This is a genomic window from Paenibacillus sp. 01L418 (assembly GCF_056400045.1).
Window position 1 is genome coordinate 1 of the sequence record NZ_JBFTSN010000034.1, and the last position, 13,090, is coordinate 13,090.

Consider the following 13,090-nt stretch of genomic DNA (forward strand, 5'->3'; position numbering starts at 1 on the left):
CAGGGAAACATCCCCGTTTTCAAATGAAAGGACTTCAAATTCCACTGTATAGTGGAGCTTGAGGTCCTTTTTCTCGATGAAAATAAGTTCTAAGTAGTGCTCAAAAAATCGCAAAATGACTTTTGAGACAGCCCCTTTATTTCATTCCTATTAGTCTAAGAAAAATTGAATCGTACGATCCGACGAACCCGGCAAATGCTCATGCCCAAAGTCCGGATAGATGACTAACTGCTTAGGAGCAGTTATTTTGTTATAAGCTGCAAACTGTGTGGAAGGCGGACAAATGGTATCCATGAGGCCAACAAACATCAATACTTCGCCGCGAATGCGGTTTGCAAGAAATTGAAGATCGATATAACCTAGCTTCTCAAAAATTTCATCCTCGCGCTCATGCAGCGGATCAAAATAACGGAAGAAGGTACGAAGCTCCTGATACGCGTCCTTCGCCAAATCCATCTCCCACGTGCGTTTATAATCGCAAAGGAATGGGAACACAGGAGCAAGCTTCTTTACTCTCGGTTCAAGCGCCGCACAAGCAATCGTAAGCGCTCCGCCCTGCGAACCGCCAGCTGCATAAACACGTTCTGGATCAACCTCAGGCAAGCCCAGTGCGATGCCCGCCAATTGTGCAGTATCCAAATAGATATGACGGAACAACAGATTGTCCGGATGATCATCTAATCCCCGAATAATATGACCCTGATGTGTATTTCCCTTCACATTGCCGGAATCCTCAGACTCCCCGCCTTGACCACGGCAATCCATAGCTAGAACGGAGAAGCCTAATGAGGCATAAGCCAGCTTGTCACTCCAATCGCCTGCATTTCCCGTATAGCCATGGAATAATACGACTGCCGGATGCGGCTCTGCCATATGTTTTGGCCGAACATATTTGGCATGGATACGAGCCCCGCGAACGCCCGTAAAGTAGAGATCAAAGCATTCCGCGTTCGGAGTCTGGAATGAGCTTGGAACGAGCTTAATTTGCGGATCTACAGCACGCATTTCAGAGATCGCACGATCCCAATAAGCATCAAAATCAGCTGGGCGAGGATTAATTCCTTGGTACTCTTTTAACTTCTCAAGCGGCATGTCTACTACTGGCATTTACACTCATTCCTCTCAAATATAATCGATTTATTAAAGTAGGCGTTTAGCGTATGGTAGCATACGAATGACACCTGCAACAACACAAAAAAGCGACCTCGAAAGGCCGCCTGCGAAAGCTTTGATTAAAGCAATATCTTTATTCTCACTCTGTAATTAATTCATAGGCGGAAATTCCTTTGATCCGCCGCGACACTAGAATGGAAACAACGTAAGACAACATAACAATTCCGAAACAAAGCGCAATAACAAGAGGCAATTTAATAATGAACTGAACGTTGTGAATTCCCGCTCCAGAGAGCAGCAAGGTCAGCATGGAATTGGTATACAGGCTGCCCAGCACGCCACCAATAACAACCCCTATAATGACAATTGGCACAAAGCTGAGCATGATTTGCGTCATTAGCTGGCTCGTCGTATATCCTGTTGCTTTAAATATTCCGAGCTCCCTCTTGCGCTTGAGAATCATCGTTTTAATAACAAGATAAAGAATGAGAACGACCACCAATACAGTAATCGCGAGAACAAGCACCATAACAGCAAACACCGCGGAAATATAGACGCTGCTTTGGCTGTTTATCGTCTCATCTACATCAACAAATTCCACTACTGAGCTTCCGTATTGCACTTTACTATTTTTGATAAAGCTCGCATTATCGATGCCATTTAAATAAACGTTGAGCATCTTGCCTGTATAATCTGGAATGAGGTGCCGAACACCTTCCAAAGTGACAGATGATATTTGCCCCATATTGCTAATAGACTGACTCAGACCGGTAATTAAAAAAGAATAACTGGCTTCCCCTATATCTACTTTGACCGTATCGCCAATGTTTTTTTCAAGCAGCTGCGATACTGCCCACGAAACGACAATTTCGTTATCATATTGCGGATATCGTCCCTCATACACCATTTGGTTTTCCAACCCGCTGTAATCATCCGAAATCGTCATAGCAAACGGTTTATCGTCAACCTTCGCTATTAAATAGTCCAGCAATACCGTTTTTTCAACACCATCCATTTGCTGAATGGATTCAAACAGCGCCTCACTATCTACGTCCTCTTTAGCCTGAACATTGACATTCGAGGTTTCTGCACCAACGAGGTGAATAAAGGCTGTTTTATCTGTTGCTATATTGTAATAAAGAACGATAGCAAAAACAGAGGCAAAGGTAACGGCGGCAACGATAAATGTAATCATAATGTTCTGCCTGATGTTCATCACGATGGTTTTGCAAGCAAGCACAAAGCTTAATCCACCCTTGGCTTGATCTAGGGGGAAACGGTTTTTCTTAAAGCTATGAGTCACAATGCCTCCCCGCAGCGCCGCTATTGGATGCAGCTTTCTAATACGAATTGAAGCTAGAAGTGTTACGGTCACGACAAGTATAACTACAATTAGAATACTGGCTAGATTAATTACAGCATTAAAGCTTTGATTCCATAGCAGTCCGGACAGCGTAGAAATAATGCCTCCGAATACAGGCATAACGGTGTAAGTGACCGCCATCCCCATAATGCTTGCCAATAAGGTAATGATCATAAACTGCATCATAATAGATAAAATAATTTGCTGACTCGTATAGCCCACTGCTTTGAGAACACCAATATTAACAAGGCCATCCTCAATACTATTGGTCACACGGAACTTAATAACAAGCAATGACACCACAACAATAACCGCCGCAAAAGCAACCATAATCATAGCGACCAGATTGATCGTCATCGTACTTATGCCCTTCATCGTCATCACGTCTAATGAAGAATAAAAAGAGCTAGCCTCATTATGGGAAAAGGGAAATTGCTCTTCGTAATCTTTAAGCAATTGAATCGATTGCTCGCTGTTTTTTAACTTGACAGATAAGAAGGTGCCTTCCTCTTTGGGGCTGAGCTGGCTGAACAGCTGTTCATATTCCGTATCCGGCAAAAAATATTTCATCAACGTTATGTTGGTGGTGCCAAGCATCGTTGTCTCAAAAAAACCTGCAACCCGGTAACGATATTCCTTGTCCTGATAGGTAAAGGCGAAGCTGTCAGCCAGCTTATACCCGCCGCTTACTTTAAAGCTGTAAGGGAGGTATATATCCGGCTCAGAGCTCAAGGCTATCTGCTCAATTAGCTTTAATGGTGCAATCGTGCGATCAGTATCCGCATTAAGGATAACAGCGGCATGGCTCATGTCACTATCCCCATAACGAAATTTGGCTGAACTCATCAACACCATGTTTTCGAGCTCAAACTCACTCACATCAGAATAGTTTTTCAAAAAGTCGCCCTTGGCATTCTTATAGCTTGCACTGTCCATGATGATGTTCAAGTGAGGATCATGTAGTTCCGCCACCTTATCATCAAAAAACGTATTCATTTTGAAAATAACCGTCATTCCCACATTAAGCAGCAGCGCTGCGATAAATATCAAAATAAAAAGGGAAAATGCCGCGCTTTTGCCTTTTCTGATGTTGGCCCAGGCTAGGTTGACGATGTTCATCTCACCACCCCATTTCAGCCAAAAATGCTTTTAGCTGCTCATGCCGTTTATGGCTATTTTCCACATGGAACGGACTAAGCTGCAAATCCCCGAAAATAACGCCATCACGAAGGTAAAGTATTCTATTCCCTCTTAATGCGGTTTTCATATCATGTGTAACCATAACAATGCTTTGTCCGCTCTTATTAACCTCCGTCATGACATCCAGCACACTGTCGCTAGCAGCGGAATTAAGAGCGCCGGTTGGTTCATCTGCAAACACAATTTTGGGATCATTAATCAACGCGCGCACGATGCCAGCACGCTGCGCTTCTCCTCCGGAGAGCTGCTCCGGAAATTTGCCCCATGAGGTTTCATTTAATCCCACTTGGGCAAGCAATTTTTTTGCTTTGGCTACGATAGCCCGCTTGTTTTTGCTAACGAGCAGACCGCTTGCCAGCGCATTATCCAGCACGCTCATATTGTCGAGCAAATAAACCTTTTGGAATACAAAGCCGCAATTGTTCCTTCGGAAAATCGCCAGCTGATCGTTATTTAGCTTCGAAATCTTTTTCTCCTCAAAATAAATTTCGCCTAATGTCGGTTTATCCATTCCAGAAAGCGCGTAGAGCAGGGTCGATTTGCCTGAGCCCGAGCTTCCCATAATAACGGTAAAGTCACCCTCCATTAAACTAATGTCGAGGTTTTTTAGCACATGCTGCTGATTTCCCCCGCTTGAGAACGTTTTGCACAATTTTTCGGTTCTTAACATTAGGCTTGGCATAAATTAAATCTCCTTTATCCTGCAATTGTATGATAGCTTCGCTCTAGCCCCAAGCAAAAAAGACTGTAATGTAGCTTACAGTCCTATCATACAAAACCAATTCTTAGTTAAGCTTTGTTCAATCCTTAGCCAATTCTTAATTCTTTAAGCTAGCTTAATTTTTAACGTCACGCTAAAACCATCTTCACGGTTATGACAGGTTATATCGCCCTGCATGCTTTGCATCAAGTACTCAGATATGTATAGCCCAAGCCCTGAGCCACTGTGTCCCTCTGCATTATTTCCTCGATAAAATTTATTGAACATGAGCGGCAATTCATCCGGATGAATACCTTTTCCATAATCCATAATGCTTATTTCCAAATAGGTGTGTTTTATTGCGGATAAAATGGTAACTGAGGTACTCGCATACTTGTAAGAGTTGCTCAAAATATTATCAAATACCTGCTGTAAACGCGATACATCCGTTAAGATTAGGCATGCAGGAACAGACGCAAAGCTGATTTGATCATCATAATTCACGTTAGCGATGATACCGTTTAAAACACTGCTTTCCTCCTCCGTCACCGTTACTTTCAGCTCATTAAGCTCCTCTAAAGTCGCCGTAAACATATCGCTCACCAATAGGTTGATCTGCTCTGCCTTTGAATAAATCGTCGTTAATTGCTTCGTTACTTTCTCATCGTCTGCTCGAAGCAGCATCAATTCGCTCACCGCTTTAATCGAGGCGACTGGAGTCTTAATGTCATGACTTAAGCTGGCTACAAGCTCCTTCTTGCTGCGGTTTGCCTCATATTCACTTTGCCTTGCTAGAGCCAGTTCCTCGCGCATAATGTCGAAGCTCTCTGTAAAAGCGCCAAACGGGTTGTTTTGACCCATTTTCAAAGGAATATCCAGATTCCCTCGCGCCACGTTAACTGCAAAGCTTTGCAGCTTATGAAATGGTTTGAAAACCTTATAATTTAAAAATAAAACATAGATGACACTCAGCAGCGCAAACATGGTAAAAGTGATAAAGAGCACGATAATAAGCTGCCGTTTCATTTGCTGAATTACTTTTTTATCATCGTTTAGCACAATAAGCTTGCCAACTAAAGTACCCTCTACCACGACATCTGTTATCGTATCTCTATTTTTAATTGCATCATTAATGGTAGGAGATTGCCCCTCGAATGTTTGAAAGCGTACTTGGCCATGAGTATCGATAACGCTGAATGACTGCTTTATCGTGCTGAAATTCGCTTGATCGATTTGCCCCCAGTGGCTCTCAAGCTTTTTTAACACCTCATTTAAAGCTACCATATCCACTTCGGTATCCGTCTTGCTATTCATAACGAGCCAAGAAGCTGCACTGCCTGTTGCAAATACAAAGAGGATAGTGATGAACAGCCACTTTATTCTCATAACTTGTGATCTTCCAGGACGTATCCCGTCCCCCATACCGTTTTAATATATTGCGGCTGGTTGGGATTCGGTTCGACTTTCTCGCGCAAGTGGCGAATATGTACATTAAGAGTTCCATCTCCGGCAAAGGAGTCACCCCACACCTTGTCAAACAGCTCTTCTTTTGAAATGACTCTGTTTTTATTTTTCGCCAAGTAACAGAGCAATTTATATTCCATCGTTTTGAGCTTCATATCTACACCGTTCACACGAACGCGGCAAAGATTGCAATCAATTTTCACTTCGCCAAACTCTAGCATTTCGGTTGGGCTTTGATTCCCGTATCTTTTGAGGACAGCCTTCACTTTCGCAAGCAGCACACTCAGCGTATAAGGCTTCTGGATATAATCGTCGCCGCCTATGTTAAGGGCTATAAGAATATCGTCATCACTGGACCGAGCGCTAATAAACAGAATCGGAATTTGTGTCGTTTGTCTAAGCTTCTTGCATAAATCAAACCCGGAAGTATGACCAAGATTAATGTCGAGCAGGATAACCGATGTTTCATTTTCCCGTAAAAAGAGCTCACATTCCTCTGCACTTGACACGTATGCTGATTTGACCTCAAACATATTAAAATATTCACTCGTCGTTTCTGCAAGAACCGTCTCGTCATCCACAATTAAGCAATCATAGTTCATATGCGTTCTCCATTAGTTGATAGAATAGTAAACATCAGTCACTTCCATAATATACTATGAAAAAGGAAGTTTAAACGTAAATAAACCAAAAACACCCTATCGCGAAGCACGCAAGCGGCTCCTCGTTAGGGTGTTTTAATGTTCGTTGATTATGGTTTTACTGATATTCACGTTGTATAATCGATACATTTTCCTTGTGGCAATATTCCGTAAAGGTGGATAAGAAGGCATGCTCACGGTAGAGCGCAGCAAGAGCAGTCTCGTTATTTGCCATAACCGCCTCACAAAGGCGGTTTAGGTAATCCGATGCCATAGCCAAACGTCTCTTCATCTCTGACGAGTCGGCTGTCGCTTTTCCGTGACCCGGTATAAGCAAGCGAACGGAATGCGTTGCAAAAATACGGCCAGCCTTCTCAAGGGTGGAATTATACGCCTTCGCACTTTGATAAATAAAAGGCAGCTCGAAATCGGATAAATAGTCTCCTGCAATCATGATTCCTAACGGCTCGACGATCGTTATTAATCCATCCTCCGTATGACCCGGCGCAAGATAGAAAGTCATTATCGTATCTCCTACGTGCAGTTGCTGTCCATCCTCTTTGATTATGATATCGAGGTTTGGGAATGCGATAGGATAGTTTCTTACAATATAGTTTTTACGATCAAACTCTCGAATCATTTCAAGCTTCTCTTCTTTTTGCGGATGATGCTGCAGCCCGAAACTGCCAATGGTTGTGGCATCAGGGAAAGCTTGATAACCAATAATATGATCAAAATCTCCGTGCGTAAATAATAGATACAAAGCTCGATCACCTTTAATCTCATTTACATACTCTTTTATCGCCTCAACTTCTCCCGCCAACCAGTTCGGATCTACGATGAGTACCATTTCCTCTGTCTGAATGACCGTCGCTGTCGTTTGATATAACTCACTTTGGAACACGGTTACCTGTTCATTTTTGTATTGAATCAAAAGTATCTCTCCTTTAGGTCTCGCCGAGAAGCTTCTTAAACGAAGCTTCTATTTCATCTTGGTCAAGCGATCCGATAATGTAATCAATGATTTCCCCGTCCGTATTCACAAAGCACAGAGCTGGGAAGCCATCTCCGCCGTAGTACTTGTATACATCCCCCGTTTTATCCAGGAGGACTGGGTATGTAATTTGATGCTGCTCCACATAGTTTTTTACCTCTGATAATTCATCACGATTCGTAACATTTATACCGTATACATTAATTTTATCCTTATACTTTTCATGCAAAGCGACCATTTTTGGGGCATCCTCATTACAATAAGGGCACCATGAAGTAAAGATGGATAAAACCGTTGGTTTCTCCGCAAAATCAACCGCCACTTCTTCCCCTGTACTGAGCTCCGACAAGGCGATACTTGATAATTCGGTTTTGAGTTTGTTGAGATAGCTATACCCAAGATAGACCATCAAGCTAAACGCCGCAATAATAATTGTGCCTGTCGTTATTTTAACTATTTTGTTCATTTACACATGTTCCTTCCATTGATCATTGGGATGCTGGTTGAATGTGGATATTCATTCTATCTTACGATGATTTTCACATGCAATCTACTTTTTTTCTACACGAGCAACATAAGACAACACAAAAGTGCCGCCCACTCTTTTTATTTTGAAAAAGAGGGACAGCACGATATTCGTTGCCTTATAAGACATCCTTCAACTGACCGCGACTGTGGCCATCTAACCTCTTCCAATCACGAACTTCACATCTTTTGCCGTTGATGTCGGTCAGAATAATTCGATTATCACTCGGGTATTGCATATGCTCATGCAAGTTCCGCATGACGATGCGAGTCGGTCCCAAATTCGTTTGCAGCTCCCAAATCCACATGTCGGCTTTTTGCTTAATGGAATCAATATGAGTTACAAGCGGAAGGAAATACCGAAGCTTCAGCTCCTTATCCATTTCGGATCGGCTTTCTTTATCCAGCTGCTCAATATCCTGAATAACGCCGATTTCTTCACTCTTGGCATCGCGGACAGATATATACTGGGTCGTGTATTGGAAAGGAAATATACGAAAGAGTATGATTTCTTCATAGGCCTTTCCTTCTACAACGCCTTGAAAAACGCCGCCTTGGCTGCGGGAAAATGAGACCGCGTTTGGTTCCAATAGATTAATCTCAAAAGGGTCCTTCGTGTTTATTTCAACACCAATGTCATTGGAATCAATCATGCATTTTCTACCCCCTTGATCTTGGACATTTCCTTTTGCGCCTCAACCAGCTTGTAGTATGCACCCTCGGAATCCAGCAGCTCCTCATGTGTTCCTACTTCAACAATTTTGCCATGATCCAGCACGACAAGCCGGTCTGCGTTGCGCAAAGTCGACAATCGATGGGCAATCGCGAACGTTGTTCTTCCTTTGACCAGACGCGATATCGCTTCTTGAATTTGACGCTCCGTCACCGTATCTACAGAGGCCGTTGCTTCGTCTAGAATGAGAATTCGCGGATCATGAATAATGGCGCGAGCAATAGATACCCGCTGCTTTTCTCCACCAGACAGCTTATGGCCGCGTTCACCTACTCTCGTGTCGTAGCCATCCGGCAGCTGAACGATGAAATCATGTGCATTAGCGATTTTGGCTGCGCGCATAATTTCCAGCTCTGTAGCGTCCGGTTTAGAGTAAGCAATATTTTCTGCTATCGTCCCGTCAAACAGAAACGTCTCCTGCAGCACGACGCCAATCTGCTTGCGCAGGTCGTTCTGGCTAATATTGCGGATGTTCGTGCCGTCGATCGTAATCGTACCCTCATCCGAATCATAAAATCGGCAGATCATGTTAATAAACGTCGATTTTCCGGCACCGGAATGTCCGACTAATCCGATCATCTCGCCTGCGGCTACCTTTAAGTCTACGCTTTTGAGCACAGGGTGATGCTTTTCGTATCCATAAGTCACCTTTTTGAATTCAACCTCGCCATTTACGCGGCCAATCTGTGCTGGGTTTACAGTATCGGGCACATCAGACGGGGTATCCATAATTTCAAATACGCGGTCAGCTGCCGAAATCGCATGCGTTGCCCAGTTGATCATTTGGCTTACCCACTGCAATGGTCCAAGAAGCATGCCCAAATAGGTAACTAGAGCGATCAAGGTACCGATAGATAGATTACCTTGAAGCACGGTTTTTCCGCCAAAATACCAAATCAATAAGGTACCCGCTCCAGCGACTAAAGCGAAGACGGGGAACATGCCCTGCCACAGACCTTCAATTCGAATATTATGACGAACGAGCTCCTTATTCGCTGCCGTATAACGTGACATTTCAGTCTTTTCCTGACCAAACGCCTTAACCACACGAATACCTTGCAAAGAATCGCCAACTAAAGCATTTAATCTGAAAATAGACCTCCACTGCTGATACCACCGCCGACCGATCATCGGCCATAATACACTGGACAAAATAATCATAAGCGGCATAGGCAGCATGGCGAGCAGCGTTAATTTCCAATCAAAGCTAAACATGATGATGAAAATCGCAATGACACGCAGTGACTCACCCGAAACCCATATGACACCATCGGTCATGAATTGCCGCATCGCCTCTGAATCATTGTTTACCCGTCCAATGAACTGCGAGGATTGTCTTCGGTCAAAGAAGGATAACGATAATCTCATCAAGGCATTATAGACATCGTGCCGAAGATCGCCCATTAATTTGGAACCAATCCACACGCCAATAATACCGCGCACGGTCTGCATGAGGGTGACTACCAGCGAGGTCGCTGCAAGGCCAATAACAATCCACAAAAGCGTGGAGCCCATATCCTTCGGAGTCAGCACATCATCCACAATCATTTTGGTCAAAAATGGCGGGATAAGTTCAACCAATGTTGTAAAAATCAACATAATCGCTGCCGCAACCATTTGCAGCTTGTAAGGCTTCGCATAGCTCAGCATTCGAAACAGAACCTTGCCGTTGTTTTTACAAACGGGGCAAGCTTGAGAATCGTCCGGCAGCGGATTGCGGCATTTTGGACAATTTCTCGGGAATTCTTTCTCAGAAACCGTTGGCCGCTCTTCGCCTTTTGCCACTGCACCCATTAATTTAGATGCGTATCCAAATATAGAAGTAAGCGATGCTGTGTAGCGTATAAGGATAATCGGACCGTTCTTGGTATCCGCTAGCAATGAGCCGCCGCCTACTCCGCCAACAGCCCGGGCATCTGTAATATCCGAAAATGCGAGTTTAGTCACCAACATCCCATCCGAACGCCACACCGATACTTCCTTTTCAGTCAGGACCAGCCATTCTTCCCCAAACTGACCATCATTCATTAAATCTGATACGGCATGAAACAGCGTTTTCTCTCTAAGTTGTGCTTCTATCGCTTTAGGAAGCTTATTCATAAAGGTCATATTCTTCCCCCTTTCGTTACCAACCTATTTACTCACATATTTTCATATGGGTAAAGATGGAAAATAACTATAACTGTTTATTACTGCCGGGCTGTCTTTATTACAGTACAAACAAAAACCCACAACCTTATTCGGTCGTGGGTTAGTATTCATACTATAGCTCTAAGCATATAAACACTTACTGCTCAGAGCTCCTTATTGCGTAATTATATGCTCTCATCAGCGATTTATAACCAAGAGCCACAATAATCAGAACGAGAATTCCTGCTGCTATTGCTACCGCGAATCCCGTTCGCGCACCAAAGTGATCCACGACCCAGCCGGCTGCAGATGATCCTAAAGCAACCCCGATTCCCATGCCTGTAATAGCCCAAGTCATTCCTTCCGTCACTTTGGATTCGGGCACAATTTTCTCCACCAAGCCCATCGTAACAATAATAGTAGGAGCTACCGATATCCCAGCGAAAAATACAGCTACTGCTAGCTTCGTTATATTATCTACAATTAATAGCGGAAGCATCGTTGCCATGGTAACCGCGGCAGCCCACAAAAACTGGCGATAAAGCGGAGTTCTCAGCCTAAGTGCACCATAAACCAAGCCAGCTAAGCACGAACCTAAAGCATAAACGGAAAGCACAATGCTAGCAGCTGCAGTATTTCCTTGATTTTCTGCAAAAGCTACACTAACAATATCCACGGTGCCAAAAATAGTGCCTAACGCAATGAGCGCAAACACCAACACCCGCAATGAGCCAATCTTAATAACCGAACCTTTATGATCTGAATGAAGGGGACGCACAGCAGGTTCTGTACTCTTTTGCATCGTAAACAGGATGACCCCTATGGCTAAAAAAACGATGGCTAGAAGCGGACCCGCTTCGGGAAACAGCATAACGCTTAAACCGACCGAAATGATTGGGCCAATGATAAAGCAAAGCTCATCCATTACAGATTCAAAGGCAAACGCCGTTTGCAGCTTCGGGGAGCCCCGGTACAGCTCAGCCCAGCGCGCACGAACCATTGCCGGCATACTAGGCATGCAGCCTGCAATTAAGGCAAACAGGAATAGCGTCCAATCCGGTGCTTCATATCTTGTGCATAGCAGCAAAAAAACGATAGATACTACACTAATCCCTGTAAATGGGAGCAGAATACGGGATTGCCCTAACCGATCTACCATACGGGAAATTTGTGGAGCCATTAAGGCCGTTGATAAAGCAAAGGTAGCTGCTACAGCACCTGCTAGCCAGTATTCGCCGCGCAGCTGCGACAACATGGTCACGATGCCAATGCCCATCATCGATATAGGCATACGAGCAACAAAACCTGCAGCTGAAAACCCTTTTGCTCCGGCAGCTTTAAATATCTCGTGGTACGAATTAGCCATGATGCACCTCCAAGCAGTAAGCGACTCGTACAACATTGTTCATTCCTTTTCTCCCCTCATATGAAAAACTTTTTATTTAGACTCTGTTTGATTTGGGAGTCGAAATATGAATTGACATACGCCGTGTATGTGAATAATATAAATACATACGGCGCGTATGTCAATGATTAAAAAAAGAATGCAAGCAGGAGGAAACATGGTTCGCAAAACGAGATCAGAAATGATTGCAGAAACTCGAATCAAACTAGTGAATGCCGCTAGAGAAGCATTTGGCACGATTGGGTATGCAAACACATCGATGGATGAGCTTACAGCTTCCGCGGGGTTAACGCGCGGTGCGTTATATCATCATTTTGGCGACAAAAAAGGGTTATTAGAAGCAGTTGTCAACGAAATAGATGCTGAAATGGATAGCAGATTAGCCGAAATTTCAGATACAGCCGAAGGAAATTGGGAAGGGTTCGTCGGTCGCTGCCACGCATATCTTGCCATGGCGCTTGAGCCGGAAATTCAACGAATCGTACTTAGAGATGCACCCTCGGCTCTCGGAAATGCTTATTCGCAATCATCTCAGTCCCAATGTCTCGCAACGATGGCTGATATGCTTCATCGTTTAATGATAGATCAAGTGATAAAGACGACAGATCACGAAGCTTTAGCGCGGTTATTAAATGGAGCGCTAATTAATACTGCGTTTTGGCTGGCCAACGCCGAAAACGCAGAGGATGGCTTGAGTAAGGCTTTGCAGAGTCTTTCCCTCGTGTTAAACGGCTTGCTTCTGAAGGATCGTTCATAACATATAAAAGCGTGATGCACCTCAAATGTGCGAATGAAGTCCTTATTGCTTTCATCAAATGGTTG

General features: G+C 43.9%; 11 protein-coding genes. 1 reads left to right on the plus strand and 10 read right to left on the minus strand.

Annotated elements, in window-relative coordinates; translation table 11 throughout:
• Positions 1–150: 150 nt before the first annotated feature.
• The 10 genes from AC1DSE_RS07380 to AC1DSE_RS07425 form a co-directional block, all read right to left on the minus strand.
• Complete coding sequence (locus AC1DSE_RS07380) at positions 151–1,107, minus strand: alpha/beta fold hydrolase (protein ID WP_477512696.1); 957 nt, start codon at positions 1,105–1,107, stop codon at positions 151–153.
• A 145-nt stretch (positions 1,108–1,252) separates the two neighbouring features.
• On the minus strand, positions 1,253–3,595 hold the full coding sequence (locus AC1DSE_RS07385; RefSeq protein ID WP_477527545.1) for an FtsX-like permease family protein: 2,343 nt from the start codon (positions 3,593–3,595) through the stop codon (positions 1,253–1,255).
• 1 nt (position 3,596) lies between these two features.
• Complete coding sequence (locus AC1DSE_RS07390; protein ID WP_477512698.1) at positions 3,597–4,358, minus strand: ABC transporter ATP-binding protein; 762 nt, start codon at positions 4,356–4,358, stop codon at positions 3,597–3,599.
• Positions 4,359–4,502: 144 nt separating this feature from the next.
• Positions 4,503–5,762, minus strand: a complete 1,260-nt coding sequence (locus AC1DSE_RS07395; protein WP_477512699.1) for a HAMP domain-containing sensor histidine kinase — start codon at positions 5,760–5,762, stop codon at positions 4,503–4,505.
• A complete protein-coding gene (locus tag AC1DSE_RS07400) occupies positions 5,759–6,442 on the minus strand; it encodes a response regulator transcription factor (RefSeq protein WP_477512700.1) in 684 nt (227 codons plus the stop codon). The genes AC1DSE_RS07395 and AC1DSE_RS07400 overlap by 4 nt, the downstream gene beginning before the upstream one ends.
• A gap of 157 nt (positions 6,443–6,599) precedes the next feature.
• Positions 6,600–7,415, minus strand: coding sequence for an MBL fold metallo-hydrolase (locus tag AC1DSE_RS07405; protein WP_477512701.1), 816 nt, complete (start codon positions 7,413–7,415; stop codon positions 6,600–6,602).
• 13 nt (positions 7,416–7,428) lie between these two features.
• Complete coding sequence (locus AC1DSE_RS07410) at positions 7,429–7,941, minus strand: TlpA family protein disulfide reductase (protein WP_339206140.1); 513 nt, start codon at positions 7,939–7,941, stop codon at positions 7,429–7,431.
• A 178-nt stretch (positions 7,942–8,119) separates the two neighbouring features.
• Positions 8,120–8,653 carry a DUF1854 domain-containing protein gene (locus AC1DSE_RS07415; protein WP_477512702.1) on the minus strand — a complete coding sequence of 178 codons (534 nt, stop codon included), beginning with the start codon at positions 8,651–8,653 and terminating at the stop codon, positions 8,120–8,122.
• Entirely contained in the window at positions 8,650–10,842 is a 2,193-nt protein-coding gene (locus AC1DSE_RS07420) for an ABC transporter ATP-binding protein (protein ID WP_477512703.1), read from the minus strand. The genes AC1DSE_RS07415 and AC1DSE_RS07420 overlap by 4 nt, the downstream gene beginning before the upstream one ends.
• 178 nt (positions 10,843–11,020) lie before the next feature.
• Entirely contained in the window at positions 11,021–12,229 is a 1,209-nt protein-coding gene (locus AC1DSE_RS07425) for an MFS transporter (protein ID WP_477512704.1), read from the minus strand.
• Positions 12,230–12,425: 196 nt separating this feature from the next.
• Between AC1DSE_RS07425 and AC1DSE_RS07430 the strand changes: the two genes are divergently transcribed.
• A complete protein-coding gene (locus AC1DSE_RS07430) occupies positions 12,426–13,025 on the plus strand; it encodes a TetR/AcrR family transcriptional regulator (protein ID WP_477512705.1) in 600 nt (199 codons plus the stop codon).
• Positions 13,026–13,090: the final 65 nt, after the last annotated feature.